Origin of the sequence: Amycolatopsis sp. CA-126428 (genome assembly GCF_002904335.1) — a bacterium.
Taxonomy (GTDB): Bacteria; Actinomycetota; Actinomycetes; order Mycobacteriales; family Pseudonocardiaceae; genus Amycolatopsis.
This window is the reverse complement of record NZ_PPHF01000187.1, coordinates 102,278-127,893: the sequence shown is the minus strand read 5'-3', so window position 1 is coordinate 127,893 and position 25,616 is coordinate 102,278. Positions and strand designations below refer to the sequence as shown.

The following is a 25,616-nucleotide window of genomic DNA, read 5'->3' as shown; positions in this document are numbered from 1 at the left end:
ATCAGGGGCGGGGGAGCTTGGTGACCACGTTCTTCGCGACGGCCACCGCCTTGCCGCACGGATCGCTGTCGTTGTCGTCATAGCCCTGGTAGTCCACCTGGGCCAGTTCGACGTCGTCGCCCTGCCACGGCCGGTGCTGCCACTCGACCTTGCACCGGGCCGAACCGCCGGTCGCCTGCTTCTGGAAGCCGGTCACGCCGTTGCCGAGGTCCACCTTGGAGTAACCGTCGCCGACGAGCGGCGGCAGCCCCGGGCGGAACCCGACCGTCACCGACGGGCCCCGGTCCCGCCACTCGCACGAGTGCAGGCCCGAGGGCGCGGGCTTCGCCGCCGTCACGACGGCGGTCACCGCCGCGGTGTCGGCCATCGCGCACGGATCGGCGGTCAGCACCGTGCCCGCGGGCGTCGAGTACTTCTCCGGCGAGTTGTGCAGCTTCTGGACGACGGAGTCGGCGAACGCCTGCCCGGGACGGCAGGGATCACCGGCGTAGGTGACCGACACCGCGAGCGCCACGTCCGGGTTCAGCGCCGTCATCGCCGCGACGGTGCAGTCGGTGTCGCCGGTCTTGTTGACGCGCAGCGGCAGCCCGCCGACCACCCCGGCCGTCTTGTCGGCCCGCGGCACCACCGTGCTGCCGATCTCGAGCTCGAACCGGATCTCCTTGCCACCCGGGTCCTTCACCTTGTTGCTGCAGGTGTCGAAGGCGATGGACGACGGCGACGGGTCGTTCTCGACCGTGCCGAGGCCCCGGGCGCCGAGGGCGGCCTTCGTCAGGAACTGGCACGGCTGGATCGTGCGGAGCACATCGGCCGCCACGGCGGGGTCGGTGATCGGGCCGTCGGCGACTTGGCCGGAGCCGGCCGCCGCGGGCACCGTCGTCCGGGCGAAGTTGGACTTGCCGAGGTCCTGGCCGCACGCCGTCAGCGGCAGCGCGAGCGCGGTGACCAGCAGGAACAGCTTCGGGAGACGGCGGCGCCGAACGTCAGGGAGCACGCGAAGCACGGTAGCCGCAGCCTCGCGCCGCTGTCCGGACAACCCGGCTATTCGCCCGCCGCCGCCGGTGTGTCGCCGGTCTCGGTCTCGGCCGGCACGACGAGCGGCCGGACCAGGGCCCAGGTGACGAACAGCGCGGCGACCACCAGCATGCCGATCCCGGCCCACAGGTTGATGTTGACGCCGGCGGCCTTCTTGATCTCCTCGTCGGAGGTGAAGCCGATGCCCATGACGGTGAGGATGACGCCGTAGACGCCGATCAGCAGGGCGATGATCAGCCGGATGTCGAAGGCGCCGGCCTTGTGTGCGCGCGGCTGCGACTCGGTAGCCATTCCGACCTCCTAGAAGATGATGTTGAGGGCGATGGTCAGGACGAGCACGATGCCGGCGAGCAGGCCCGGCTTGCGGTACCAGCCCGCGTTCTCGCCGGTCGAGTCGTGCTGGCGGGTTTCCTTCGGCGTGAGCGAGTAGACGAGGCCGACCAGCTCCTCGTCCGGCTTCGGCTTGGTGGCCAGCGAGACGACGACGCTCACCACGATGTCGACCACGAAGGCGACACCGGCGGCCACGAAGCTGGTGCCCTGGCCCGACAGGCCGATCACCCCGGCCTGCGACAGGCCCCAGATCGTGATGGCGGACGCCGTGCCCAGCACCAGGCCGCTCCAGCCGGCGTGCGGGGTCATCCGCTTCCAGAACATGCCCAGGATGAACGTCGCGAACAACGGCGCGTTGAAGAAGGAGAACAGGTCCTGCAGGTAGTTCAGGATGTTGCCGGAGTTCGACGCGATGAAGGCGGTGCCGATCGCGAGGATCGTGCCGGCCGACGTCACGATGCGGCCCAGGTTCAGGTAGTAGCCGTCCGGCTTGTCCTTCTTCACGTAGGTCTGCCAGATGTCGTACGTGAAGACCGTGTTGAACGAGCTGAGGTTCGCGGCCATGCCGGCCATGAACGAGGCCAGCAGACCGGCGATGGCGATGCCGAGCATGCCGTTCGGGAGCAGGTCGCGCATCAGCAGCAGGAGCGCGTTGTTGAAGGTGACGCCGCTTTCCGCGGTGCCGCCGTCCAGCAGGACCTGCTTGTCCTTGACGTACTCGGACACCGTGACCGCGGCGATCATGCCGGGGATGATCACGATGAACGGGACGAACATCTTCGGGAACGCGCCGATGATCGGGGTGCGCCGCGCGGCGGACATGCTCTTCGACGCCATCGCGCGCTGGACCTCGACGAAGTTCGTCGTCCAGTAGCCGAAGGAGAGCACGAACCCGAGGCCGAAGACGATGCCCAGCACCGAAAGCAGGCTGTTGCCGAAGCCGGTCAGGTTGTCACCGGGCCACGAGTGCAGCTGCGCGGTGCCGCCCGGGCTGTTGGTCACCTTGTCGACCAGGCCCTGCCAGCCGCCGACCTTGACCAGGCCGATGATCGTCAGCGGGACCAGCGCGATGACGATGACGAAGAACTGCAGGACCTCGTTGTAGATGGCGGCGGAGAGGCCCCCGAGCGCGGTGTAGGAGAGCACGATCGCGGCGGCGACGATGATCGACACCCACAGCGGCCAGCCCAGCAGCAGGTTGACCACGCTGGCCAGGAGGAAGAGGTTCGCGCCCGCGATGAGGATCTGGGCGGCGGCGAAGCTGATGCCGTTGACCAGGTGGGCCGGCTTGCCGAAGCGCCGCCGCATGAACTCGGGGACGCTGCGGACCTTGGAGCCGTAGTAGAAGGGCATCATCACGATGCCGAGGAACAGCATCGCCGGGATGGCGCCGATCCAGAAGTAGTGGACGGTCGGCAGGCCGTACTGGGCGCCGTTGGCCGACATGCCCATGACCTCGACCGCGCCGAGGTTCGCCGAGATGAACGCCAGGCCGGTGACCCAGGCCGGCAGGGAGCGGCCCGACAGGAAGAAGTCGAGGCTGCTCGACACCTGCCGCCGCGCCAGGTACCCGATGCCGAGCACGAGCACGAAGTAGAACGCCAATTCGATGTAGTCGATCGCGCTCGCGTCGAGTCGCAGGTTCGCATCGGCTAGGACGAGCACCCGACCCACCTCCGGCAGTTCCTTATTCAAACAGGACAACAACCGACAGGAATCACCAGCACCCTGTCGGATCGGGACAGTACTGCATGGATTCAGGGTCGGCACGCTGACGTGTCCACAAAGGCCGGAGGGCGCGCCTCCCCTGGTCACCACCAGGGGAAACGCGCCCTCGTTCTCGCGCCGCGGGAGCGGCCGGCATCACCGATCGGTCGGTACCGCGATCTCGCCGTCCTCCTCGATCAGCTTGGCGAGCACCGCGTCGGGCAGGTAGGTCCGGTGCGGGAAGCCCGGTCCCCAGGAATTGAGCAGCGGCACGGCGCCGAGTTCGTCGGCACGCGGGTTGGCGAGCACGGCGTGCACGTCGTCGACCGACTTGGCCCAGCGGAACGCCTTGAGGCCCTGCTTGGCTTCGGGGGTGTACTGCTCCCGGACGTGCCAGTCGTCGCCCGCGTAGGACTCGTCCCACAGGACGTGCCCGGTGTCCTTGAGCACCTCGGCGGCGGCCCGGACCGACGTGCCGTTCTCGTCGCCGGGGTTGGTCTCGGGCCACTCGTCCTGCTTCTTGGCCGAGTCCCAGAGCCAGCGGGCCGCGAACTCGCTGCCGTTGAAGATCGACATGCAGCGCGACCAGCCGAAGCCGACGCAGGCGCCTTCGTGGCCCTGGTCGTAGAACGCGTACCAGGCGTCGGTGTCCGGGGTGCCGCCCGGCTCGAGGCACACGCAGTGGCCGCCGCGGATGTGGCCGAGTTTCTTGACGCCGGCCTTCGCGATGAAGAACTCGCCGGACTTCTCGTCCTGTTCCGGCGTGTCGAACGCCGAGTACCAGTTGACGCCGATCACGACCGGCGACCGGGTGGGCCGGTCTTCGTCGGCCAGCGCGCCGAGCGGATACCTTTCCACGTGCCGCCAGTCGTCCGGAATGAACCGGCCCAGCCGCGGGTCGGCCGGATCGGAACCGAGTGGGCGATAACGCATGACTTCCTCCTCCGTGCAGTCGAAAATGCGCGCACGTCGGCCGGATGACATGCGCACCACGAGCTCGAAGGCGGACTGAAACGTTGGCACGACGAAGAAAGACGGCCGAGCGCACCACCCTCCGGCCACGCCGGACGCACCGGCGGAACCCCTCCAATCGAGTGTCGCACGACCCCGGCGAATAAGATCCCGAACTCACCCGAACAGCGCATAAATAGCGATGAAAAAGTTTCTGTTGACTGTGCGGCGGCCTATCGGGTTAACGATTTCCTGGCGGAGTGACAATCAGCGGATCAGATACGTCGATTTCGGCATCGATTCGGTATCGGCACCGAGACCGCCCCTTCGGGCGGCCGGAGGGGCCAGTTTTTCAACGGCACCAGCCGGACGGCAAAGCAGCCCAGCCGCACGAACTGGCCGGCTCCGCGACCCGGGTCAGTCCGGCACTCGCCGGAAGCGCGGGACCCGGCCGGCGGGTGTCTCCACGGTCTCGGTGAACATCGGCGCCGGGCGGACCCACAGCCCGCGCTCGCCGTACCGGGCCCGGTACACCACGAGTTCCTCTTCGGTCTCGCTGTGCCGGGCCACGCCGAGCACCTCGTACTCGCCACCTTTGTAGTGGACGTACCGGCCGGGCTCCACGTCAGAACAGCCGGAACTCGTCGGACTCGATGCCGCGGAGTTCGTCGTAGTCCAGGGTCAAGCAGCGGATGCCGCGGTCCTCGGCCAGCGTGCGGGCCTGCGGCTTGATGATCTGGGCCGCGAAGACGCCCTGCACCGGCGCCAGGAGCGGGTCGCGGTTGAGCAGTTCCAAATAGCGCGTCAACTGCTCGACGCCGTCGATTTCGCCACGGCGCTTGATCTCCACCGCCACCGACTTGCCGTCGGCGTCGCGGGCCATGATGTCGACCGGGCCGATCGCCGTGGGGAATTCGCGGCGGACCAGCGTGTAGCCGTCGCCGAGGGTCTTGATGTGCTCGGCCAGCAGCTCCTGCAGGTGCGCTTCGACGCCGTCCTTCTGCAGGCCCGGTTCCGCGCCCAGGGCCTGCGAGTAGTCGTGGAAGACCTCTTCGATCGAGATCACCAGCTTCTCGCCCTGCTTGTTTTCGACGATCCAGAGCTTGCCGTCCTCGATCAGCCAGCACGGGGGGCTCATCCAGTTCAACGGCTTGTACGCACGGTCGTCGGAGTGCACCGACACCGAGCCGTCGGACTTGACGAGCAGCAGGCGGGTGGCCATCGGCAGGTGGGCGGTAAGGCGGCCGGCGTAGTCGACCTGGCACCGCGCGATCACGAGACGCACTCGAGGAGGGTAGGACAGGGTCGGTGATACTGGGCGTGTGGACCCCATTCAGCGTGTCGCGTCCCGCGAGGTGTACCGGAACAACTGGATGACGGTGCGGGAGGACGAGATCCGCCGCCCCGACGGCTCGCCGGGCATCTACGGCGTGATCGACAAACCCACCTACGCGCTGGTCATCGCCCAGGACGGCGACCGGTTCCGGCTGGTCGAGCAGTTCCGCTACCCGCTCGGCGAGCGGCGCTGGGAGTTCCCCCAGGGCACCGCGCCGGACCTGGCGGACGTGCCGCCGGCCGAGCTCGCCGCGCGGGAACTGCGCGAGGAGACCGGGCTGAGCGCCGGCTCGATGGTCCCGCTCGGCCAGCTCGACGTCGCCGCCGGCATGAGCAGCCAGCGCGGCTGGGTGTTCCTCGCCACGGACCTCACCGAAGGCGAGCCGGAGCGCGAGCACGAGGAGCAGGACATGCGCAGCGCGTGGTTCGCGCGCGCGGACATCGAAAAGATGATCCTCGCGGGCGACATCACCGACGCGCAGTCGATCGCCGCGTGGGCGCAGCTCATGCTGGCCGAGCGGCACCAGCCTTGAGCATCCCGCGGATCACCAGGTGGTGGAACGGCTTGATCAGCGCGAAGTAGGCCGGGCCGACGCGGTTGTGGAAGTGCACGATCGTGCCGACCCGGAAGCCGCGCGGCACCGCTTCGACCGTCAGGTACCCGGTCAGGTGACTGTCGTCCGCGCCGGCCACCAGGTACCGCTCCGGATCGCCGGACCGGACGGTGAAGAACGCGACCCGGTCGCCGGGCGCGAAGCCGACGTCCTCGGGCCGGAGCCGGCCGGTGCGCGGGACGGACGCGGTGTCCAGCCGCAACGCCTTGGCGAGCACGTACCGGACGCCGAACAGGGCCTTCACCCAGGGCGGCGACCAGCCGAAGAGGCCCGCGACGAACTCGCGCAGGCTGTTCTCGCTCTCGATCTCCTTGAACTCGACGTAATCGGCGCCTTCGACGTACGGCTCGGTCATTTCCGTCTCCCCAGTACGAGTTCCAGTGCGTCCTTGAGCTGCCGGCCGGTCAGCGGCGGCACGACCTGCCCCGCCCCGACGACCACCAGGTACAGCGCCCGCGCGAGGCCGGCGTCGCCGCTGATCTCGGTCAGGTAGGCCACCCGGGTCGAGTCCACGCGCTCCTGGACCGCCCGGGCTTCGGCGTCCTGCAGGGCCCACGCCCGGACGGCGATTTCCAGCTCCGGCCCGGGGCCCGGCGCGAGGACGAGGTTCAGCAACGCGCCCAGCCGGTCGCCCTCCGCCGCCTCGGCCTGCGCCACGAACCGCGTGGTGCGTTCGGCCTCGAAGTGCTCCAGCAGCGCGGTGCGGTAGCCGCTCATGCCCTTGAAGTGGTGGTAGAAGGAGCCTTTCGACAGCCCGAGGCGTTCGGTGAGCCGCTCGATGGTCACCGACGGTGCGCCCTGCTCCGCCAGCAGCACCAGTCCCGCGTCCAGCCAGTCCCGTTTGCCCGCCATGGCCGTACCATACCGTATGGTACGGTCCGTGGCCACGACGTAACCCGGCCGGAGCCGTAAGGGTTCAGTCGGGCCAGGAGGGTTTGCGCTTCTCGAGGAACGCCGCCATGCCTTCGCGGGCGCCCGGCAGCTGGGACGCCGCCGCCATGACCTCCAGCGCGATCGCGTACGCGTCGGCCTCGGGCCGGTCGAGCTGGGCGTACAGCGTCACCTTGCCCATCGACTTGCTGGCGCGGCTGCCGCGCGTCGCCCGCGACAGCAGGTCCCCGACGGCGTCGTCCAGCTGGTCGTCCGGAACGACCCGGTTGACCAGGCCCCACTCCAACGCCGTCGCCGAGTCGATGACGTCGCCCGTCAGCGCCAGCTCCATCAGCCGCTTGCGGCCGATCGCGCGCGCCACCGGCACCGCCGGCGTGTGGCAGAACCAGCCGCCCTTGCCGCCCGGCAGCGCGAAGCCCGCCGACTCGGCGGCCACGGCCAGGTCGCACGACGCCACGAGCTGACAGCCCGCCGCGGTGGCCAGGCCGTGCACCCGCGCGATGACCACCTGCGGGATCGACTGCATCGTCTTCATCAGGTCCGTGCACACCGTGAGCAGCTCACGCACGCCCATCAGGTCGCGCTTGGCCACGTCGCCGAAGTCGTGCCCCGCGGAGAACACCGGTCCCGCGCCGGCCAGCACGACGCCGGTCGCGTCGGACGTCCCCGCCGCGCGGAACGCCGCGAGCAGCTCGGCGAGGTGGTCCGCGGACAGCGAGTTGCGCCGCTCCGGCCGGTTCATGGTGATCGTGACGGTGTCGCCGTCCCGGCTCATCAGGAGGTGCTCGTACATTCCCCGACCGTAGCCCCTCCGGCCCGGAAAGTGCGCCGATAGCCGTCCGGGCCGACGCCGACCTCGGCCCGCATCCGCCGGCGCAGGTTGGCCGCCGTGCCCAGCCCCGATCGCTCGGCGACGCGCTCGACCGGCAGCGCCGTCGTCTCCAGCAGGCGCTGCGCGTACCGGACGCGCTGGACGCGCAGCCAGCGCCCCGGGGTGACGCCGGTGGCCGCCGCGAACTCGCGGTGGAACGTCCGTTCGCTCATCCGCGCGTGCCCGGCCAGGTCCTCGACCCCGATCCCGGCGCCGAGGCGGGCCAGCGCCCAGTCCATTGTGGACGCCAGGCCGGGCTGGGCCGCCGACGGCGGCAGCGGGTTGTCGACGTACTGGCGCTGCCCGCCTTCGCGAGCGGGCGGCATCACCAGCCGGCGCGCCAGCCTGGCGGCGACGTCGGCGCCGTGGTCCCGCCGGACCAGGTACAGGCAGAGGTCGAGGCCGCCGACGACACCCGCGGACGTCAGGACCCCGCCGTCGTCGGTGTAGAGCACGTCACGCTGCAAATCCGCCCGCGGGGCGACGCCGGCGAGCGTGTCGAGGTCACGCCAGTGCGTGGTGGCCGGGCGGCCGTCGAGCAGACCGGCGGCGGCCAGCGTGAACGCGCCGGAACACAGCCCGGCGACCGTGCGCCCGTCCCGGTGGGCCCGCCGCAACGCCGTGACCGCTGACGCGGGCACCGGGGCGAGAGGGTCGTCGCGGCCCGGCGCCAGCACGAGGTCGCAGCCGTCGAGCCCGGCGAGGCCGTGCGTGGCCGCGACGTCACCGAACGGCGACGTACGTGTCCGCACCCGGGCCGGGCTGCACAGCCGCACGGTGAACGGGCCGATGCCGCTGTCGGTCCGGTCCTGGCCCCAGACCTCGCCGATCACCGCGAGGTCGAACATCCGGGTGCCCGGCAGCAGGAGGACGCCGATCGTGCGCATGGCAGAAAAGTACCGCATCGCGCGCCTTCTGCCACTCCCCTCGCCGTGCCGGGGACGGCAACACTCGACGTCATGACCGAAACGGCACTCATCCTGATCGACGTCCAGCGCGGGTTCGACGAGCCCGTCTGGGGACCACGCAACAACCCCGGCGCCGAAGCGAACATCAAGGCACTGCTCGACGCCTGGCAGGAGCGGCGGCTCCCGGTGGTGCTGGTGCACCACGACTCGACCGGCCCGACGTCCGCGCTGCGGCCCGGGCAGCCGGGCAACGACTTCAAGCCCGAACTCGACGGCGCGCGGCCGGACCTCGTCTTCGGCAAGCGGGTCAACTCGGCCTTCATCGGCGACGTCGACCTCGACGCGTGGCTGCGCAAGCGCGGCATCACGAGCATCGTGCTGGCGGGCATCCAGACGAACTTCTGCTGTGAGACCACCGCGCGGATGGGCGGGAACCTCGGCTACGACGTCACGTTCGCCCTCGACGCCACGTTCACGTTCGACCTCGAAGGGCCCGACGGCACCGTGCTCACCGCCGACGAGCTGTCCCGGGCGACGGCGACCAACCTGCACGGTGGCGGCTTCGCCACCGTGCAGTCCACAAAGGACGTCCTGGCCGGACTCAGCTGAGGCCGTGCCGCTCCCGGATCAGGCTGACGATGCCGTCCATGATCCCGGTGAGCTCGTAGTCCTTGGGCGTGAACACCCGGGCGATGCCGCGTTCGGTCAGCAGCGCGGCATCGTCGGGCGGGATGATCCCGCCGACGATCACCGGCACGTCGCCGGCGCCCGCCGCCCGCAGGCCGTCGACGACGTGCGGGACGACCTCGAGGTGCGAGCCGGAGAGCACGGAAAGCCCGACGACGTGCACGCCTTCCTGCACCGCGGCGGCGACGATCTGCTCGGGCGTCAGCCGGATGCCCTGGTAGACGACCTCGAAGCCGACGTCGCGCGCCCGGACGGCGACCTGCTCGGCGCCGTTGGAGTGCCCGTCGAGGCCCGGCTTGCCGACCAGGATGCGCAGCCGCTCGCCCAGCTCCGCCCCGGTTTCCCGGACCCGCGCGCGCACCCGCTCCAGCTCGGGGTCGCCCACGCCGGCGACCGCGGCGGCGGACACGCCGGTGGGCGCCCGGTATTCGCCGAACACCTCCCGCAGCGCGCCGGCCCACTCGCCGGTGGTCACGCCGGCCCGCGCACAGTCCACAGTGGCCTCGAAGAGGTTCTCGGTGGTCCGCGCGCGGTCCTTCAGCGTGGCCAGCGACCGCTCGGCGGCGTCGTTGTCCCGCGCGGCGCGCCATTCCTCGATGGCGGTGACGGCGGCCTTCTCGACGGCGGGGTCGATCGTCTCGATCGCCTTCGCCCCTTCGGCCTGCAGCGGCGACGGCTCGGTCGTCCCGAACTTGTTGACCCCGACGAGGACCCGCTCGCCGTTCTCCATCTCGCGGCGGTACTCGGCCAGCGAGGCGACCAGCTGCGACTTCATGTAGCCGCTCTCCACCGCGGCGACCGCGCCGCCGAGGTCCTGCACGCGGGCGATCTCCTCGCGGGCCCCGGCCATGATCTCGTCGACCTTCGCCTGGATGACGTGCGAGCCGTCGAAGATGTCCTCGTACTCCAGCAGGTCCGTCTCGAACGCGAGCACCTGCTGCATCCGCAGCGCCCACTGCTGGTCCCACGGCCGCGGCAGGCCGAGGGCTTCGTTCCACGCGGGCAGCTGGATCGCGCGGGCGCGGGCACCGCGGGAGAGCGACACCGCGAGCATCTCGAGCACGATCCGCTGGACGTTGTTCTCCGGCTGGGCTTCGGTGAGGCCCAGCGAGTTGACCTGCACGCCGTAGCGCAGCCGGCGGGCCTTGGGATCCGTTACGCCGTAACGGTCCCGCGTGAGCTCGTCCCAGAGCGCGGTGAACGCGCGCATCTTGGACATCTCCTCGACGAACCGGACACCGGCGTTGACGAAGAACGAGATCCGCGCGACGACCTTCGCCATGTCGGCCGCGTCGACCTGCCCCGAATCGCGGACGGCGTCGAGCACGGCGATCGCGGTGCACAGCGCGTACGCGACCTCCTGCGTCGGCGTCGCGCCGGCTTCCTGCAGGTGGTAGCTGCAGATGTTGATCGGGTTCCACTTGGGGACGTGGTGCACGGTCCAGGCGATCACGTCGGTGATCAGCCGCAGGCTCGGCCCCGGCGGGAAGATGTAGGTCCCGCGGGACAGGTACTCCTTGATGATGTCGTTCTGCGTGGTGCCGGCGAGCTTGGCGAGGACTTCGTCGACGTCCCGCCTCTCGGCCTCGGCCTGCTCACGCGCCACGGAGACGTACAGCGCGAGCAGCCACATGGCCGGCGCGTTGATGGTCATCGACGTGTTGGCTTCGGCGAGCGGGATGCCGTCGAAGAGCCGCCGCATGTCGCCGAGGTGCGACACCGGGACGCCGACCTTGCCGACCTCACCGCGGGAGAGCTGGTGATCCGGGTCGTAGCCGGTCTGGGTGGGCAGGTCGAACGCCACCGAGAGGCCGGTTTGCCCCTTCGCGAGGTTGCGCCGGTACAGCTCGTTCGACGCGGCCGCGGACGAGTGACCCGCGTAGGTCCGCATCACCCACGGTCGGTCTCGCTCGCGGTCCGTTGGGTACGGCACTGGGCACCTCCGGCGGTGGACGTTTCGTCGAGTGTACCGACCGGTAACTTATGGTGGCAGTGCAATCGGACACGTCCGGGTGACATCAGTCCTGCGCCTGCACGATCAGGGCACCCAGCCCGTCGGCGTCCGGCACGTCGAACAGCTCGATCGGGGCCGGTTGCCCCCGCTTCGGCATCGAGTAGCCGAGCAGGTTCACGGCCGCGTCCCGCCTGGTGAGGGTGAGCCGGCCGCCGCCGTCCTGGCCGCGCCGGACGACCGGCGGCTCCAGCTCACTCAGGTACTCGTACGCGCGGGTGCGGCCCGAGACGCGGTCGGCCACCACGACCCGCTGGTCGGTCACCGCGTACACCTCGCGGCGCGTCCTCCGGAGCCGCCAGAGCACCGGCCCCCAGACGACGGCGAGCCCGACGATCCCCAAGGTCACGGCCGCCCCCGGGGCCGGCAATCCGAGGGCGGCGGCGAACCCCGCCACCATGACCGAGCCGAAGACGATGCGGTACCACTCGAGACCCGTCGGGGCGATCCGCCGCGGCCGTCCCGACCAGAGCAGCCGCTCGCCCGGTTCCAGGGCGATCAACGGTTCGTCCACGGCGACCTCCTCTTTGCCGGGCTGACGCTCCGGGAGGCCGTGCGGGTTGCCCGATCAGGCGGCCGGGCTGTCCGCCTCCGGCGGGGCCTGGCGGGCCGTGGCCTCCTCGATCGCCTTGGTGAGCAGGTCGCGGACCCGCTTGGGCTCGCCGATACCCATCAGCGTCACCGTTCCCGGGCCGCCGAAGGCGATGGTCCCGGTACGGGACGGCCCCGTCTTGAGCACCGGGGCCGGCAGGCCGGCCAGCTCGCTGGAGCGTTCCTTCTGCCGGAACAGGCCCGAGCGCGCGATGATCCGGCTGTCCGTCAGCGCGTAGGTGGTGCGCCCGAGCGCGAGGTACCGGACGACCGACCGGCCGACCGCGCCGTAGCAGCCGAGCACCAGCGCGACCACCGCGGCGGCCATGGTGACGCCGCTCGGCTGTTTCGTGAGCAGGAACCAGAGGGAGGCGGCGGCGAGAACGAGACCCGCCGGGGCGATCACCCCGTCCGCGGCGACGTAGAGCGGGCGCTGGACCGGCTCCCCCGCCCAGAGCACGCGTTCACCGGGCAGAAGATCGATTTCGCCTGCTGACATGGCCGAACACTACTCTGCCGGAGCGTCTCCCGCCGAGTCCCGCGCGCGCCGCACCTGCTCGTGCACCCTGTGTGCGTGGCTGATCGCGGGGAGCACCAGATCGCGTTCGGCGGACGGGTCGATGTGGACGATCCGGCGCCGCCGCCGGGTGACGAGGACGCCGACCCCTGAGCTCCCCTGGTTCACACGCGGCGAACCGGGAGACGGGACTGTGTGACCGAAATCCGCGAGACCGGGCCGGTCCCGTCGGTTAGCGTGGGCAGCCGTGACGTGGAGTTCGTACGGGAGTTACCTGGTCATCGTGGTCCTGATCGTGCTCGCGCCGGGGCCGGACACGATGGTCATGCTCAAGAACGCGCTGTCCGGCGGGTTCCGGGGCGGGCTGCTCGCGTCGGTGGGCATCTTCGCCGGCAACGCCGTCCAGGGCAGCGCCGCGGCGCTGGGGCTCGGCGTCCTCATCGCCCGCTCGCAGCCGGTGTTCCTCGCGCTCAAGTGGGCCGGCGCGGCCTACCTCGTCTTCCTCGGCGTCCAGGCGCTGCGCGGTGCGTTCCGCGGCAGCTACCACGCCGTCGAAGAAGCCCAGCGGCGCCGGGGCGGCGGGTTCCGGCGGTTCCGCGAAGGCTTCCTCTCCAACATCACCAACCCGAAGGTGCTGGTGCTGTACCTGTCCGTGCTGCCGCAGTTCCTCGATCCGGGGCGCACCACGACGTGGGACGCGCTCGCGCTGGCCTACACCGTCGCCGTGCTCGGTGTGCTGTGGTTGCTGGTGCTGCTGGTGTTCGTGCACCGCGTGCGGGCGTGGCTGGAGCGCCGGCGGGTGCGCCGGGCGCTGGACGGCGTCACCGGTACCGCGCTGCTCGGCTTCGGCGCCGCCCTCGCCCTGGAGGCCTGATGACCTGGAGCACCTACGCGGGGTTCGCCGGGATGATGGCGTTCCTGGCGATGATGCCGGGCCCGGACACGATGGTCGTGCTGAAGAACGCCCTGACCGGCGGTGCCCGTGGCGGCGGCTGGGCGTGCGCGGGGATCACCGTCGCGAACTTCCTGCAGGGCACGGCGGCGGCGCTCGGCCTGGGCGCGGTGATCACCCGCTACCGCCCGGTGTTCGAAACGGTGAAGTGGCTCGGCGCCGCGTACCTCGTCATCCTGGGCGTCCAGGCCCTCCGCGGCGCCTGGCGCGGGAACTACGAGGCCCTCGACGACGTCCGGCGGGCCCGCGCCTCCCGCGGACGGCGGTTCCGCGAAGGGTTCCTGTCCAACATCACCAACCCCAAGGTGATCGTGCTGTACCTGTCGGTGCTGCCGCAGTTCCTGACGCCGGGCGTGACGGACCAGGCCGACGCGCTGCTGCTGGCGTACACGGTCGCGGCCCTGGGCGTCGTGTGGCAGGTGCTGCTGCTGTTCTTCGTGCACCGGGTCCGGGGCTGGCTGGGGCAGCGGAAGGTGCGCCGGGCGATGGACGGCGCGACGGGCACCGCGCTGGTGGGCTTCGGCGCGGCGCTCGCCCTCGAAGGTTAAAGCGTCCGGTCCAGCCAGTCGTAGATCCGGCCCGTCGCCAGCCGCTGGGCGCCGACGTGGCAGTGCGCGTCCGCGCCCTCCTCCGCCGTGAACGTCAGCAGCGTCTTCGGTGCCGCCAAGTGCGCGTACAGCCGCCGGGGCTCGGTCTCCCGCGAACCGCCGAAGAAGAGGTCGTCGGCCGCTTCGCACACCAGGACCGGGCAGGTGATCTTCTCCGCCACGCCGTCCTCGAGCGTGTACTCCAGGTACTTCGCGACGAACTCGCGGTCGGTCGCCGCGCCCAGCACGTAACGGCCGTGGTCGCACGCCCAGCGCAGCGTCGGGCTCGTTCGGCGCCCCGCGGCGAGCAGCGCGTCGAACTCCTCGTCGTGCGGCGCCCGGGCCCGGCGCACGATCTCCTCGCGCGGCCACGGCAGCATCGACGTCACCGCGGAGCCCGCGTCGTACACGCCGTCCACCCCGCGACCACCGCGGCCAGGCGGGGCTCGAACGCCGCCGCGCGCGGGGCCAGCATGCCGCCCAAGCTCACGCCGAGCAGCGCGATGCGCGCCGGGTCGACGCCGTCGAGCGCCAGCGCGAAGTCCACCACCGGCGTGACCACGTGCTCCCAGTCCGGGCGGAACAGGAGCTTCTCGCGCCGGACCGCGCTCGGCTGGCCGGGGCCGTCGAACGTCAGAACGTGGTAGCCGTGCGACGCGCCGGCCGCCGCGCCCAGGTAGTGCAGTTCCTCGGCGCTGCCGTCGAAACCGTTGTGCATGATCAGCAACGGCTTCGGGTCCTCGCCCGGCGCGCGGTAGAAGTAACCGTGCAGAACCGTGCCGTCGTAAGGGATTTCGACCGGCTCGGCCACGCCCGCCCGGCGGAAGCACTCGACGCTGCGGTCGTACGCCGCCGCGATCCGCGGGTCCGCCGGGTCGCCGTGCAGGAAGAATTCCGAGGAGAAGTAGTACGTCGAGGCGCGCAGCAGCAGGTCCCGCGCGGTGACCGGCCCCGCCTCAGCCGCTTCGGCGTACAGCCGGTCGGCCAGCGCGCGGTAGGCGTCGTGCCAGCTGTCGTAGTCGCCCGGCGTCACCGTCGAGGCCGCCGCGAGGACCTCGCCGAAGTCCGAGCCGCCGTAGGCCGCGTGCCCGAACAGGCGCAGGGTTTCGAACCAGAACTGGACGTCGTCTTCGAACATCAGCTGCTTCACCGGATCTCCTCCTGCACAAAGGTTTCGAACGACCGGGCCGGCCGTCCGGCGACCTGCTCGACGACCGTGGTGACGCGGTCTTCGGCGCCGCGGCGGATGTCCTCGTCGAGGGCGGCCAGCACGCGGGCGAACTCGGCGGGAATCCCCGACGCCGCCACGTGCTCGGCGAACTCGGCCGTGCCGACGGCGCGGTGCCGCACCGGGCGGCCGAGGTGCGCGGCCACGATCGCGGCCGCTTCGGCGTAGCTCAAGGCCGCCGGTCCGGTCAGGACGTGTTCGGTGTTGTGCGGTACCGGATCGGTCAGCGCGCGGACGGCGACCGCCGCGATGTCACCGGCGTCGACGAACGCGACCCGGGCGTCGCCGGTGGCCGTGACGATCTCGCCGTCCCGCACGCCCTGGGCGACCAGGTGCTCGCCGGTGAAGTTCTGCATGAACCAGGACGGCCTCAGCACGGCCCACTCCGGCGCCGCGCGCACCAGCCGCGGCAGTGCGCCGAGCCCGGGCGTGTCCTCGGTGACGGCCGACGAGCTGAGCAGGACGACTCGCCGCACGCCCGCATCAAGGGCGTCCGCCAAGAACGGCTCCACCAGCACCGCGGGCGAGGCCTCGCCGATCGGGGCCAGCAGGTACACCGCGGCGGCCCCGCGCAGCGCGGCGGCGTGGGTCGAGCGGTCGGCCCAGTCGAACCGGACCTGACCGGGCTCCGCCGGCTTCCGGGTGGCCGCCCGGGCCGGGACTCCCGCCGCGCGCAGGCCCGCGACGACCCGGCGGCCGGTCGTGCCGGTGCCGCCGAGCACCAGGACGTCAGCCACGGTCGCCGCCGGTGAAGGCCGCTGTCAGCTCTTCGACGCCGCCGAGGATCTCCGCCGCGGCGAGCGGGCTCCAGTAGTCGCGGTAGTGGCGGATCTCGCCGTTCTCGACGGTGATCACGGCGATGTACGACAGCTCGTACGGCTTCTGCGGGGCCACCACGACCCCGGCGACGGTGAACTCGCCGACGACCACGGCCGGGTCGGTGGTTTCGTGCACGGTCTTCGCGGTGACTTCGCGGATGTCCAGCAGGTTCGGGTAGTCGCGCAGGTATTCGCGGATCGCATCGCGCCCTTCGACGCGCTTCGGGTAGCCCGGCCCGGCGAACGGGAACTCGAGCACGCCGTCCTCGGCCCAAAGCCCGGCGAACCCGGCCATGTCGTGCTTCAGCAGCAGATCGAGCGCGTGCTCGACGAAGTCGCGCATCGCAGCCTCCTTCAAGGTTTGGACGAGACGGTACCGTCCCGACGCAAGCCTAGACGGGACGGTACCGTCCCGTCCACCCGCTAGACTGCCCCCATGGCACGCACCCCGACCGGCGCCGCGGTCCTCCAGCCCGAGGTCACGCAGGCCATCACCGACGCCGTCCTGCAGGAACTGGCCGACCAGGGCTACGGCCGGCTGTCGATGGAGGCGGTGGCGAAACGCGCCGGGGTCGGCAAGAGCGCGCTCTACCGGCGCTGGCGGTCGAAGGACGCAATGATCGCCGCGGTCCTCACGGAGTTCAGCGTGACCCGCGCGGCCGACGTGGACACCGGATCACTGCGCGGCGACCTGCGGGAGACGATGCAAGCCCTGATCGACTGGCTGACGCACCCGCTGTTCTCGCGGATCCTGCCGGACGTGATCGCGGAGGACGCGCGGAACCCGGAGCGCAACCGCAGCACGCGCGAGCAGATCGGCAGAACGCGCCGCGAGGTCGGCGAAGTGATGTTGCGCCGGGCCATCGCGCGCGGCGAACTGCCCGGAGACCTCGACCTGGAGATGGCGCTGGACGTGCTGGCCGCGCCGATCTACTGGCGCCTGGTGGTCCGGCAGGCGCCCGCCGAGCCCGACTACCCGGACCGGCTCGTGGAGTACGCCCTGCGCGCACTGGGCGCGCAGGGTGGGTGACTCACTTCCGCTCAGGCTCGCCCGTGACGCGCTTGATGTTCGCGCCCAGGCGGTTCAGGTTCTCGACGAAGTGCGGGTAGCCGCGGTCGATGTGGAAGACGTCCCAGACCTCGGTGACGCCGTCCGCGCACAGGCCGGCGAGCACCAGCCCCGCGCCCGCGCGGATGTCCGACGCCCAGACCGGCGCGCTCGAGAGCCGTTCGACGCCGCGGACCACCGCGTGGTGGCCGTCCGTGCGGGCGTCGCCCGACAACCTGACCATCTCTTCGATGAAGCGGAAGCGCGCCTCGTAGACGTTCTCCGTGATCATCGACGTGCCTTCCGACACCGCCGACAGCGCCACCGCGAACGGCTGCAGGTCGGTCGCGAAGCCGGGGTACGGCAGCGTCACCCAGTCGACCGCCTTCGGGCGCTCCGGCTGGACCACGCGGAAACCCTTGTCCCCGAACGTTTCGACGTCCGCGCCGGCCAGCTGGAGCTTGTTCAGCACCAGGTCGAGGTGGTGCGGGTTGACCCCGCGCACGGTGATGTCGCCGCGGGACATCGAGGCGGCGAACGCCCAGGTGGCGCCCACGATCCGGTCGCCGATCACGCTGTGCGTGGTCGGGTGCAGCTGCTCCACGCCGTGCACGGTCAGCGTCGACGTGCCGGCGCCCTCGATCTTCGCGCCCATCTCGATGAGCATCGTGCAGATGTCGACGATCTCCGGCTCGCGCGCGCAGTTGTCGATCACCGTGGTGCCCTCGGCCAGCACGGCCGCCATCAGGATGTTCTCGGTCGCGCCGACGCTCGGGAAGTCCAGCCAGATCTGCGCGCCGACCAGCGTCTCGGCCTTCGCGACGACGCAGCCGTGCTCGATCGTGCTCGTCGCGCCCAGCTTGCGCAGGCCGTTCTGGTGCATGTCCAGCGGGCGCGAGCCGATCGCGTCGCCGCCCGGCAGCGCCACGACGGCCTGCTTCAGCCGGCCGACCAGCGGCCCCAGCACGCAGACGGACGCGCGCAGCTTGCCCATCGCCGCCGAATCCGCGCGGTGCGACAGCTCGGCCGGCGTCGTGATGGTGGCGGTGTCGCCCTCGATCACGACCTCGCAGCCGACGCTCCGCAGCACGTCGCCCATCAGCGGGACGTCGAGGATCTGCGGGCAGTTCGTGATGGTCGTGGTGCCCTCGGCCAGCAGTGCCGCGGCCATCAGCTTCAGCACGCTGTTCTTGGCGCCGACCACGTCGACCTCGCCGACCAGCCGGGCTCCGCCATGCACGTCGAAGTGCTCGCTCATGGCCGCCAATCATGCCCTCTCGCCCGGATTCGGCCCGGGCGGGGGCCGCTATGGTGGGTTCATGGTCGTTCGCATCAACCGCGTCTACACGAAGGTCGGCGACAACGGCACGACCGCGCTCGGCGACGGGTCCCGCGTGCCGAAGACGTCCCCACGCCTGGGCGCGTACGCGGACACGGACGAGACGAACTCGGTGCTCGGCCTGGCGATCGCGGTCGGCGGCCTGCCGGCCGAGGTGACGGACGTGCTGCGCACGGTGCAGAACGATCTCTTCGACGTCGGGGCCGACCTCTGCCTGCCGATCTCCGACGACCCGCCGTACCCGCCGCTGCGGATCACCGAGGAGTACGTCTCCCGGCTCGAGAACTGGTGCGACGAGTTCAACGAGCGGTTGCCGAAGCTGACGTCGTTCATCCTGCCGGGCGGCACCCCGGGGGCGGCGTTCCTGCACCAGGCGCGCACGGTGTCGCGACGCGCGGAGCGCTCGGCCTGGGCCCTCTACGAGGCGGAGCCGGAGACGACGAACCCGATCGCGCTGAAGTACCTGAACCGGCTGTCGGACCTGCTGTTCATCCTCGCCCGGCTGGCCAATCCCGAGGGTGACGTGCTGTGGGCACCGGGCGGGCAGCCCCAGTAGGTCCCGGCGCAAGTTGCCGTGAGTGGTAAGGCGGGTTAGAACCCGCCTTACCACTCACGAGGCCCACTGCTCACGCAAGTCGGCGAGGGCCTGGTGGAAGCCGGGGAAGGTCTTCTTCACGCAGTCCGGATCGTCCAGGGTCACGCCGTCGACCAGCAAGCCCGTGATGCTGAACGCCATCGCGATCCGGTGGTCGCGGCGGCACGACACCACGGTGCCCGTGGGCTCCCCCGGCTGGATCTCGATCCAGTCGCGGCCGGTCGCCACCTCGATGCCCATCGCGCGCAGGTTCTCCTCGCACGCGTCGAGCCGGTCGCACTCCTTGATGCGCGTGTTGTAGACGTCCTCGATGCGCACCGGGCCGGAGGCGAACGGCGCGATCGCCGCCAGGGTCGGGACCGTGTCGGAGATGTCCCGCATGTTCACCGTGATGCCGCGCAGGCCGTCCGACGGGCCCGCGACCGTTACCGAGTCCGGCGTCAGGTCGACGTGCGCGCCCATCTCCCGCAGCACGTCGGCGAACTTCACGTCGCCCTGCAGGGCGTCCGAGCCGAGGCCCGGGATGGTCACCGTGCGGCCGGTGACCGCCGCCGCGGCCAGGAAGTAGCTCGCCGTCGACGCGTCGGGCTCCACCGGGTACTCGCACCCCTGGTACGGCTGCGCCGGGACCACGAACGTCTGCCCCTCGCGGCGGACGTCGACGCCGAAGCGGCGCATCATCTCCAGCGTGATCTCGACGTACGGCACCGACACGAGGTCGGTCACCGTGATCCGCAGGCCCTCCGCGGTCAGCGGCCCGACCAGCAGCAACGCCGTCAGGAACTGCGAGGACAACCCCGCGTCGAGGGTTAGCTCGCCGCCCTTGATGCCGTTCGCGCGGACGGTCAGCGGGTGGTGGCCCGGCTCGCCGCGGAACTCGAGGTCGACGCCCAGCTCCTGCAGGGCGTCGGTGAGCGGCCCCAGCGGGCGGCGGCGCATCTGGTCGGAGGCGTCGAAGCGGAAGGTGCCGGTGCCGGCCGCGGCCAGCGCGGGCAGGAACCGGGCCGTCGTGGCGCCGTCCCGGCAGAAGACGTCGGCTTCGGCGACTCCCGGGCCCGACGGCCGGCCCTCGATGGTCCACTCGCCCGGCTGCCGATCGACGCGGTAACCGAGCTTGACCAGGCCCTCGGCGAAGCCCTCGGTGTCGTCCGAGTGCAACGGACGGCCGAGCACGGTGGTGCCGTGCGCGGCGGCGGCCAGGAACAGGCCACGGGCGGTGACGGACTTGGAGCCGGGGATCTCGACGAGAGTCACACCGTGAGTTTAGTGGGGGGAAATCTCGGCCATCGGGCCCCAGTCGGAGGCGTCCTGGACGTTGATGATCCGCGGGTTGTCGGAGATGTACGCACCCAGGTTCTCGACCGCCCACTTGAAGTGGTCGGAGCCGACGTGCGCGACGGCCGCGTCCTGCCCGTCAAAGCCTTCGACCAGCACGTACGTGTTCTTGTCCTCGAGGCTGCGGGACCACTCGAAGAACCGGTTGCCGGCCTCGGCGCGGGTGTTCGCGGTGTAGTCCGCGACGATGTCCGGCCAGTTTTCCGCGTGCTCGGCTTTGACCGGGAACTTGACCACGATGAGAATCATGGCCTCCACGGTAAGCCCGCTACGAGGCGCGCGGAAGGCGCCGCCCGGGCGGGGCGGACTCGAGCCACGAAAGGAAGCCCGTCAGCGCACCCGGGCCCATGGCGATCTCGATCGCCTCCTGGGTCTCCGACTCGCAGCGCAGGACCGTCGAGCCCTCGGGAACGGCGTAGGCCTCGGTGCCGGACGGGTCCCGGCGGTCGGCGATCTGCATGCTTTCGCGCTGGAAGACGCGGTCCGCGCCGGTGCGCAGGCTCCACACCCGGTACCAGACGAACTCGTCGCCCTCGTAGCGGCCGAGCCCCAGGTGCCAGCTGGACCGCGGGTTGTCCGGACGCCACCGCAGCGCGACGCTCACGCCACCACCGCGGCGCATCCGGATCCACCGCTGGCCGTACCAGGCGGCCAGCACCGCGAGCACGATCAGGAGCCCTGCTACGACCACGGTGATCTTCACGGCCCGGCTCCTGCCCGTCTCGCGCTCAGGCCGACTGACCCGCTGCGCGGAGCTGGGCCGAAGCCCTCGCCCGCTCGGTTTCGTCGTCCCCGGTCAGGGCCGCCTTGGCTGCCTCGACGTCGATCTCGTCCGAGAGCTCGGCGCTCTCGGCGAGGATGCTCACCCCGGTACCGGTCACGGAGAGGAACCCGCCGTGGACGGCCGCGCAGACCGTCTCGCCGTCGGTGGTCGTCACCTTGACCACGCCACCCTCGACCAGCTGCCCGAGCACGGGTTCGTGACCGGCCATGATGCCGATCTCGCCCTCGGTGGTCTGGGCCACCACGAAAGTGGCAGTACCCGACCAGAGACGGCGCTCGACGGCCACCAGCTCCACGGACATCTCAGCCACGTAGCACTCCTTCGCTCGGGGTGTTACCACCGAGTGTAATAGGTCTGTCTCCTGGTATGAGAACGGCGGGGGCTTGAGTCCACATAGGACACTGCCCCCGCCGCCCTCGACTGCGTCTGCTGACGCATCACTTCTTGGTGATTTCCTTGTACTTCTTCTCGAGGTCCTCGAGGCCACCGATACCCAGGAACGCCTGCTCCGGGTAGTGGTCGAAGTCACCCTTGGTGATGCGGTCGAACGACTCGATGGTCTCCGACAGCGGCACCGTCGAGCCCGGGATCTGCGTGAACGCCTCGGCGACCAGCATGTTCTGCGACAGGAACCGCTCGATGCGGCGCGCGCGCTGAACGGTCAGCTTGTCCTCTTCCGACAGCTCGTCCATACCGAGGATCGCGATGATGTCCTGCAGTTCCTTGTACTTCTGCAGGATCCGGATGACCTCGGAGGCGACGCGGTAGTGGTCCTCACCGACGATGGCCGGGTCGAGGATCGTCGACGTCGACGCCAGCGGGTCCACCGCCGGGAAGATGCCCTTCTGGAACACCGACCGGGAGAGCTCGGTGGTGGCGTCCAGGTGGGCGAACGTCGCGGCCGGGGCCGGGTCGGTGTAGTCGTCCGCGGGGACGTAGATCGCCTGCATCGAGGTGATCGAGCGACCCCGGGTCGAGGTGATCCGCTCCTGCAGCTGCCCCATCTCGTCGGCCAGCGTCGGCTGGTAACCCACGGCCGACGGCATGCGGCCCAGCAGGGTCGACACCTCCGAGCCGGCCTGGGTGAACCGGAAGATGTTGTCGATGAACAGCAGCACGTCCTGGTTCTGGACGTCGCGGAAGTACTCCGCCATGGTCAGCGCGGACAGCGCGACCCGCATGCGGGTGCCCGGCGGCTCGTCCATCTGGCCGAAGATGAGGGCGGTGTCGTTGATGACGCCGTCCTCGGACATCTCCAGGAAGAGGTCGTTGCCCTCACGGGTGCGCTCGCCGACGCCGGCGAACACCGAGGTACCGCCGAAGTTCCGGGCGACGCGGGTGATCATCTCCTTGATGAGCACCGTCTTGCCGACGCCAGCCCCGCCGAACAGGCCGATCTTGCCGCCCTGGACGTACGGGGTGAGCAGGTCGACGACCTTGAGGCCGGTCTCCAGCATCTCGGTCTTGCCCTCGAGCTGGTCGAAGGACGGCGCGTTGCGGTGGATGCCCCAGCGCTCGAGGTCATCGCCGTAGCCGGGCTCGTCGAGGCACTCGCCGAGGGCGTTGTAGACGTGGCCCTTGACCTTGTCGCCGACCGGGACCGTGATCGGGCCGCCGGTGTCGGTGACCTCGGCGCCGCGCACCAGGCCGTCCTGCGGCTGCAGGGAGATGGTGCGGACGAGGTTGTCACCCAGGTGGGAGGCGACCTCGAGCGTCACCGTCTTGCGGAGCTGCTCGAACTCGATCTCGACCTTGAGGGCGTTGAACTGCTCGGGGACGGAACCGCGCGGGAACTCGACGTCGACGACCGGACCGGTCACCGACACGATGCGCCCCTTGGCGCGCGGGGCTTCAGTACTGGTCATCAATCATCACTTCCTGCTGCGGTGAGCGCGTTCGCGCCACCGACGATTTCGGAGATCTCCTGGGTGATCTGCGCCTGGCGGGCCTGGTTCATCTCCCGCGTCAGGTTGCCCACCAGGTCGTTCGCGTTGTCCGAGGCGGCCTTCATCGCCGTCCGGCGGGCGGCCAGCTCGGACGCCGCCGACTCGAGGAAGGCCGCGTAGAGCCGCGTGTTGATGTACTTCGGCAGCAGAGCGTCCAGCAGCGTGTCGGCACTCGGCTCGAACTCGTAGCTGGGGAGCAGCTCGCCCGGCTTCGGCTGCTGCTCCTCCTCGCCGTCGGTGTACTCGACCTCGAGCGGCGCGACGCGCTTGGCGACCGGCCGCTGGGTCAGCATCGACACGAACTCGGTGTAGACGATGTGGATCTCGTCGACACCCGTGACACCGTCGGTGTTGCCGTGCTCGTCGTCGACACCGGCCATGAACGACTCGACCAGGGTCTCACCGGCCGCCACCGCGCCGGCGTAGGTCGGCTGGTCGGAGAAGCCCGTCCAGCTGTCCTCGACCGGGCGGTTGCGGAACCGGTAGTAGTTCAGGCCCTTGTTGCCCGTGACGTAGACCTGGGGCTCCTTGCCCTCCGAACGCAGGAGGGCGAGCAGCTCTTCGGTCGCGCGCAGCACGTTGGAGTTGTAGCCACCGCACTGGCCCTTGTCACTGGTCACGACCAGGACAGCGGCCCGCTTCGGGTTCGGGCGCTCGACCAGCATCGGGTGGTCGAGGTTGGCCGCCGCACCGGCCAGCGCCGAGAGCACCTTGGTGATCTCGTCCGCGTACGGCCGGGAGGCGGCGACCTTCGCCCGCGCCTTGGTGATGCGCGCGGTGGCGATGAGCTCCATCGCCTTGGTGATCTTGCCGATCGACTTGGTCGCCTTGATGCGCGACCGGAGTTCCCGGAGTTGTGCGGCCATGAGCTATCAGCTCACTTCTTCGGGGCGGGCTTGTTGACCTTGACGGTCTCGTGCCCGACCTTGTCGGCGTCCATCGCGTCGGCGTCCGCCTCGACCAGGGACTTGCCCTCGGACGTGGTGAACTCCTTCTTGAACTCGTTCACCGCGGCGACCAGCTTGTCGGCGGTCTCGTCCTCGAACTTGCCGCTCTCGCGGATCGCGTCGAGGATCTCGGCGTGCTTGCGGCGGAGCGAGTCGAGGAACTCCTGGTTGAAGCGGCGGACGTCCTCGGTCGGGACCGAGTCGTAGTGGCCGTTCGTGCCCAGCCACACCGTGCAGACCTGCTCCTCGACCGGGATCGGCGAGTACTGGGGCTGCTTGAGCACCTCGTACAGGCGGGCGCCGCGCTCGAGCTGCGCCTTCGACGCGTCGTCGAGGTCCGAGGCGAAGGCCGCGAAGGCCTCCAGCTCGCGGTACTGCGACAGGTCGATCCGGAGCGAGCCGGAGACCGACTTCATCGCCTTGACCTGCGCGGCACCACCCACGCGGGACACCGAGATGCCCACGTCGATGGCCGGGCGCTGGCCGGCGTTGAACAGGTCCGACTGGAAGAAGCACTGGCCGTCGGTGATCGAGATGACGTTGGTCGGGATGTAGGCCGACACGTCGTTCGCCTTGGTCTCGATGATCGGGAGACCGGTCAGCGAGCCGGCGCCCAGCTCGTCCGACAGCTTCGCGCAGCGCTCCAGCAGGCGGGAGTGCAAGTAGAAGACGTCGCCGGGGAACGCCTCGCGGCCCGGCGGGCGGCGCAGCAGCAGCGAGATCGCGCGGTAGGCGTCGGCCTGCTTGGTCAGGTCGTCGAACACGATGAGGACGTGCTTGCCCTCGTACATCCAGTGCTGGCCGATGGCCGAGCCGGTGTACGGCGCGATCCACTTGAAGCCGGCGGAGTCCGAAGCCGGGGCCGCGACGATGGTGGTGTACTCCATCGCGCCGGAGTCCTCGAGGGACTTCTTGACCGCGGCGATCGTCGAGCCCTTCTGGCCGACGGCGACGTAGATGCAGCGAACCTGCTTCTTCGGGTCGCCGGTCTCCCAGTTGGCCTTCTGGTTGATGATCGTGTCCACGGCGACGGCGGTCTTGCCCGTCTTGCGGTCACCGATGATCAGCTGGCGCTGGCCGCGCCCGATCGGCGTCATCGCGTCGATGGCGGTGATGCCGGTCTGCAGCGGCTCCGACACCGGCTGGCGCTCGACCACCGAGGCGGCCTTCAGCTCCAGCGCGCGGCGGTCGGTGGTCTCGATCTCGCCGAGGCCGTCGATCGCCTGGCCCAGCGGGTTGACGACGCGGCCGAGGTAGCCGTCGCCGACCGGTACCGACAGGACCTGCCCGGTGCGCTTGACCTGCTGGCCCTCTTCGATGCTTTCGAAGTCACCGAGGATCGCGGCACCGATGGAGCGCGCGTCCAGGTTCAGGGCGACGCCCAGGACGCCGCCGGGGAACTCGAGCAGCTCGTTGGCCATGGCCGAGGGAAGGCCTTCGACGTGGGCGATGCCGTCACCCGCGTCGATCACGACGCCAACTTCTTCCCGGCTCACGTCCGGGGCGTAACTCGAGACGTAGTTCTCGATCGCGCTACGGATCTCATCCGAGGAGATCGTCAGCTCGGCCATGTCTTTCCCGCTCTC

31 protein-coding genes are annotated in these 25,616 nt (G+C 70.4%); 6 read left to right on the top strand and 25 right to left on the bottom strand.

Features of this window, described 5'->3' with window-relative positions:
• Position 1: 1 nt before the first annotated feature.
• From C2L58_RS47980 to nucS, 6 genes are all read right to left on the bottom strand, one after another.
• Positions 2–994 (bottom strand): DUF3558 domain-containing protein, encoded by a 993-nt coding sequence (locus C2L58_RS47980; protein ID WP_233226347.1) that lies wholly within the window; start codon positions 992–994, stop codon positions 2–4.
• A 47-nt stretch (positions 995–1,041) separates the two neighbouring features.
• Entirely contained in the window at positions 1,042–1,326 is a 285-nt protein-coding gene (locus C2L58_RS47975; protein WP_103344285.1) for a hypothetical protein, read from the bottom strand.
• Between the two features lie 9 nt (positions 1,327–1,335).
• Positions 1,336–3,033: a sodium:solute symporter family protein gene (locus C2L58_RS47970; RefSeq protein ID WP_103344284.1), complete on the bottom strand. Its 1,698-nt coding sequence runs from the start codon at positions 3,031–3,033 to the stop codon at positions 1,336–1,338.
• 198 nt (positions 3,034–3,231) lie between these two features.
• Positions 3,232–4,008, bottom strand: coding sequence for a hypothetical protein (locus C2L58_RS47965; protein WP_103344283.1), 777 nt, complete (start codon positions 4,006–4,008; stop codon positions 3,232–3,234).
• Between the two features lie 435 nt (positions 4,009–4,443).
• Positions 4,444–4,650, bottom strand: a complete 207-nt coding sequence (locus C2L58_RS47960) for a DUF1653 domain-containing protein (protein WP_103344282.1) — start codon at positions 4,648–4,650, stop codon at positions 4,444–4,446.
• Position 4,651: 1 nt separating this feature from the next.
• A complete protein-coding gene (nucS, locus tag C2L58_RS47955) occupies positions 4,652–5,311 on the bottom strand; it encodes an endonuclease NucS (RefSeq protein ID WP_014467679.1) in 660 nt (219 codons plus the stop codon).
• 37 nt (positions 5,312–5,348) lie between these two features.
• On the opposite strand from nucS, the gene C2L58_RS47950 reads away from it, so the two are divergent.
• Positions 5,349–5,894, top strand: a complete 546-nt coding sequence (locus C2L58_RS47950; protein ID WP_103344281.1) for an NUDIX domain-containing protein — start codon at positions 5,349–5,351, stop codon at positions 5,892–5,894.
• Here the strand turns inward: C2L58_RS47950 and C2L58_RS47945 are convergent.
• The 4 genes from C2L58_RS47945 to C2L58_RS47930 form a co-directional block, all read right to left on the bottom strand.
• Positions 5,866–6,330, bottom strand: coding sequence for a DUF2867 domain-containing protein (locus tag C2L58_RS47945; protein WP_103344280.1), 465 nt, complete (start codon positions 6,328–6,330; stop codon positions 5,866–5,868). The two genes, C2L58_RS47950 and C2L58_RS47945, sit on opposite strands and share 29 nt — an antisense overlap.
• Positions 6,327–6,827, bottom strand: a complete 501-nt coding sequence (locus tag C2L58_RS47940) for a TetR/AcrR family transcriptional regulator (RefSeq protein WP_103344279.1) — start codon at positions 6,825–6,827, stop codon at positions 6,327–6,329. The genes C2L58_RS47945 and C2L58_RS47940 overlap by 4 nt, the downstream gene beginning before the upstream one ends.
• 64 nt (positions 6,828–6,891) lie before the next feature.
• Entirely contained in the window at positions 6,892–7,659 is a 768-nt protein-coding gene (locus C2L58_RS47935) for an enoyl-CoA hydratase-related protein (RefSeq protein WP_103344278.1), read from the bottom strand.
• Complete coding sequence (locus tag C2L58_RS47930; RefSeq protein WP_103344277.1) at positions 7,641–8,624, bottom strand: GlxA family transcriptional regulator; 984 nt, start codon at positions 8,622–8,624, stop codon at positions 7,641–7,643. The genes C2L58_RS47935 and C2L58_RS47930 overlap by 19 nt, the downstream gene beginning before the upstream one ends.
• Positions 8,625–8,696: 72 nt before the next feature.
• Between C2L58_RS47930 and C2L58_RS47925 the strand changes: the two genes are divergently transcribed.
• Positions 8,697–9,254 carry a cysteine hydrolase family protein gene (locus tag C2L58_RS47925; protein ID WP_103344276.1) on the top strand — a complete coding sequence of 186 codons (558 nt, stop codon included), beginning with the start codon at positions 8,697–8,699 and terminating at the stop codon, positions 9,252–9,254.
• Here the strand turns inward: C2L58_RS47925 and C2L58_RS47920 are convergent.
• The 3 genes from C2L58_RS47920 to C2L58_RS47910 all read right to left on the bottom strand — a co-directional run bounded on the left by C2L58_RS47920 (position 9,247) and on the right by C2L58_RS47910 (position 12,433).
• Positions 9,247–11,265: a protein meaA gene (locus C2L58_RS47920; RefSeq protein ID WP_103344275.1), complete on the bottom strand. Its 2,019-nt coding sequence runs from the start codon at positions 11,263–11,265 to the stop codon at positions 9,247–9,249. The genes C2L58_RS47925 and C2L58_RS47920 overlap by 8 nt on opposite strands.
• Positions 11,266–11,350: 85 nt before the next feature.
• Positions 11,351–11,857 carry a hypothetical protein gene (locus C2L58_RS47915; RefSeq protein ID WP_103344274.1) on the bottom strand — a complete coding sequence of 169 codons (507 nt, stop codon included), beginning with the start codon at positions 11,855–11,857 and terminating at the stop codon, positions 11,351–11,353.
• A gap of 54 nt (positions 11,858–11,911) precedes the next feature.
• A complete protein-coding gene (locus tag C2L58_RS47910; RefSeq protein ID WP_103344273.1) occupies positions 11,912–12,433 on the bottom strand; it encodes a PH domain-containing protein in 522 nt (173 codons plus the stop codon).
• 265 nt (positions 12,434–12,698) lie between these two features.
• On the opposite strand from C2L58_RS47910, the gene C2L58_RS47905 reads away from it, so the two are divergent.
• Together C2L58_RS47905 and C2L58_RS47900 are read left to right on the top strand one after the other, a co-directional pair.
• Positions 12,699–13,325 carry a LysE family translocator gene (locus C2L58_RS47905; protein ID WP_103344272.1) on the top strand — a complete coding sequence of 209 codons (627 nt, stop codon included), beginning with the start codon at positions 12,699–12,701 and terminating at the stop codon, positions 13,323–13,325.
• Positions 13,325–13,951, top strand: a complete 627-nt coding sequence (locus C2L58_RS47900; RefSeq protein ID WP_103344271.1) for a LysE family translocator — start codon at positions 13,325–13,327, stop codon at positions 13,949–13,951. The genes C2L58_RS47905 and C2L58_RS47900 overlap by 1 nt, the downstream gene beginning before the upstream one ends.
• On the opposite strand, the gene C2L58_RS51220 is transcribed toward C2L58_RS47900, so the two are convergent.
• From C2L58_RS51220 to C2L58_RS47885, 4 genes are read right to left on the bottom strand one after another with little or no spacing between them, the layout of a single operon-like run.
• Positions 13,948–14,400, bottom strand: coding sequence for a hypothetical protein (locus C2L58_RS51220; protein WP_233226345.1), 453 nt, complete (start codon positions 14,398–14,400; stop codon positions 13,948–13,950). The two genes, C2L58_RS47900 and C2L58_RS51220, sit on opposite strands and share 4 nt — an antisense overlap.
• Positions 14,376–15,140: an alpha/beta hydrolase family protein gene (locus C2L58_RS51215; protein ID WP_233226344.1), complete on the bottom strand. Its 765-nt coding sequence runs from the start codon at positions 15,138–15,140 to the stop codon at positions 14,376–14,378. Before C2L58_RS51215 ends, C2L58_RS51220 begins: the two co-directional genes overlap by 25 nt.
• Positions 15,137–15,955 carry an NmrA family NAD(P)-binding protein gene (locus C2L58_RS47890; RefSeq protein WP_103344270.1) on the bottom strand — a complete coding sequence of 273 codons (819 nt, stop codon included), beginning with the start codon at positions 15,953–15,955 and terminating at the stop codon, positions 15,137–15,139. Before C2L58_RS47890 ends, C2L58_RS51215 begins: the two co-directional genes overlap by 4 nt.
• Entirely contained in the window at positions 15,948–16,379 is a 432-nt protein-coding gene (locus C2L58_RS47885; RefSeq protein ID WP_103344269.1) for a nuclear transport factor 2 family protein, read from the bottom strand. The genes C2L58_RS47890 and C2L58_RS47885 overlap by 8 nt, the downstream gene beginning before the upstream one ends.
• Before the next feature lie 93 nt (positions 16,380–16,472).
• On the opposite strand from C2L58_RS47885, the gene C2L58_RS47880 reads away from it, so the two are divergent.
• Complete coding sequence (locus tag C2L58_RS47880; RefSeq protein WP_103344268.1) at positions 16,473–17,066, top strand: TetR/AcrR family transcriptional regulator; 594 nt, start codon at positions 16,473–16,475, stop codon at positions 17,064–17,066.
• Position 17,067: 1 nt separating this feature from the next.
• Here the strand turns inward: C2L58_RS47880 and murA are convergent, their stop codons facing one another.
• On the bottom strand, positions 17,068–18,342 hold the full coding sequence (gene murA, locus C2L58_RS47875; protein WP_103344267.1) for a UDP-N-acetylglucosamine 1-carboxyvinyltransferase: 1,275 nt from the start codon (positions 18,340–18,342) through the stop codon (positions 17,068–17,070).
• Positions 18,343–18,403: 61 nt separating this feature from the next.
• Here murA and C2L58_RS47870 point away from each other — a divergent pair, with 61 nt between their 5' ends.
• Entirely contained in the window at positions 18,404–18,979 is a 576-nt protein-coding gene (locus tag C2L58_RS47870) for a cob(I)yrinic acid a,c-diamide adenosyltransferase (protein WP_103344266.1), read from the top strand.
• A 54-nt stretch (positions 18,980–19,033) separates the two neighbouring features.
• Here C2L58_RS47870 and aroA read toward each other — a convergent pair whose 3' ends face one another.
• The 7 genes from aroA to atpA form a co-directional block, all read right to left on the bottom strand.
• A complete protein-coding gene (gene aroA / locus C2L58_RS47865; protein WP_103344265.1) occupies positions 19,034–20,272 on the bottom strand; it encodes a 3-phosphoshikimate 1-carboxyvinyltransferase in 1,239 nt (412 codons plus the stop codon).
• Between the two features lie 9 nt (positions 20,273–20,281).
• On the bottom strand, positions 20,282–20,602 hold the full coding sequence (locus C2L58_RS47860) for a putative quinol monooxygenase (protein ID WP_103344264.1): 321 nt from the start codon (positions 20,600–20,602) through the stop codon (positions 20,282–20,284).
• Positions 20,603–20,621: 19 nt separating this feature from the next.
• Positions 20,622–21,056, bottom strand: a complete 435-nt coding sequence (locus C2L58_RS47855; protein ID WP_013229520.1) for a DUF2550 domain-containing protein — start codon at positions 21,054–21,056, stop codon at positions 20,622–20,624.
• A 25-nt stretch (positions 21,057–21,081) separates the two neighbouring features.
• Positions 21,082–21,447 carry a F0F1 ATP synthase subunit epsilon gene (locus C2L58_RS47850; protein WP_003102658.1) on the bottom strand — a complete coding sequence of 122 codons (366 nt, stop codon included), beginning with the start codon at positions 21,445–21,447 and terminating at the stop codon, positions 21,082–21,084.
• A 127-nt stretch (positions 21,448–21,574) separates the two neighbouring features.
• Positions 21,575–23,002: a F0F1 ATP synthase subunit beta gene (atpD, locus tag C2L58_RS47845; RefSeq protein WP_103344263.1), complete on the bottom strand. Its 1,428-nt coding sequence runs from the start codon at positions 23,000–23,002 to the stop codon at positions 21,575–21,577.
• Positions 23,002–23,949, bottom strand: coding sequence for a F0F1 ATP synthase subunit gamma (locus C2L58_RS47840; RefSeq protein ID WP_103344262.1), 948 nt, complete (start codon positions 23,947–23,949; stop codon positions 23,002–23,004). Before C2L58_RS47840 ends, atpD begins: the two co-directional genes overlap by 1 nt.
• Positions 23,950–23,960: 11 nt before the next feature.
• Positions 23,961–25,601, bottom strand: coding sequence for a F0F1 ATP synthase subunit alpha (atpA, locus tag C2L58_RS47835; RefSeq protein ID WP_103344261.1), 1,641 nt, complete (start codon positions 25,599–25,601; stop codon positions 23,961–23,963).
• Between the last annotated feature and the right edge of the window lie 15 nt (positions 25,602–25,616).

Coding starts and splice junctions, on each gene's coding strand:
- murA (WP_103344267.1), bottom strand. CDS start 18,342: ATGAGCGAGCACTTCGACGTGCATGGCGGAGCCCGGCTGGTCGGCGAG.
- C2L58_RS47880 (WP_103344268.1), top strand. CDS start 16,473: ATGGCACGCACCCCGACCGGCGCCGCGGTCCTCCAGCCCGAGGTCACG.
- atpD (WP_103344263.1), bottom strand. CDS start 23,002: ATGACCAGTACTGAAGCCCCGCGCGCCAAGGGGCGCATCGTGTCGGTG.
- C2L58_RS47925 (WP_103344276.1), top strand. CDS start 8,697: ATGACCGAAACGGCACTCATCCTGATCGACGTCCAGCGCGGGTTCGAC.
- C2L58_RS47930 (WP_103344277.1), bottom strand. CDS start 8,624: ATGCGCACGATCGGCGTCCTCCTGCTGCCGGGCACCCGGATGTTCGAC.
- C2L58_RS47965 (WP_103344283.1), bottom strand. CDS start 4,008: ATGCGTTATCGCCCACTCGGTTCCGATCCGGCCGACCCGCGGCTGGGC.
- C2L58_RS47975 (WP_103344285.1), bottom strand. CDS start 1,326: ATGGCTACCGAGTCGCAGCCGCGCGCACACAAGGCCGGCGCCTTCGAC.
- C2L58_RS47945 (WP_103344280.1), bottom strand. CDS start 6,330: ATGACCGAGCCGTACGTCGAAGGCGCCGATTACGTCGAGTTCAAGGAG.
- atpA (WP_103344261.1), bottom strand. CDS start 25,601: ATGGCCGAGCTGACGATCTCCTCGGATGAGATCCGTAGCGCGATCGAG.
- C2L58_RS47870 (WP_103344266.1), top strand. CDS start 18,404: ATGGTCGTTCGCATCAACCGCGTCTACACGAAGGTCGGCGACAACGGC.
- C2L58_RS47840 (WP_103344262.1), bottom strand. CDS start 23,949: ATGGCCGCACAACTCCGGGAACTCCGGTCGCGCATCAAGGCGACCAAG.
- C2L58_RS47860 (WP_103344264.1), bottom strand. CDS start 20,602: ATGATTCTCATCGTGGTCAAGTTCCCGGTCAAAGCCGAGCACGCGGAA.
- C2L58_RS47910 (WP_103344273.1), bottom strand. CDS start 12,433: ATGTCAGCAGGCGAAATCGATCTTCTGCCCGGTGAACGCGTGCTCTGG.
- C2L58_RS47940 (WP_103344279.1), bottom strand. CDS start 6,827: ATGGCGGGCAAACGGGACTGGCTGGACGCGGGACTGGTGCTGCTGGCG.
- C2L58_RS47900 (WP_103344271.1), top strand. CDS start 13,325: ATGACCTGGAGCACCTACGCGGGGTTCGCCGGGATGATGGCGTTCCTG.
- C2L58_RS47935 (WP_103344278.1), bottom strand. CDS start 7,659: ATGTACGAGCACCTCCTGATGAGCCGGGACGGCGACACCGTCACGATC.
- C2L58_RS47885 (WP_103344269.1), bottom strand. CDS start 16,379: ATGCGCGACTTCGTCGAGCACGCGCTCGATCTGCTGCTGAAGCACGAC.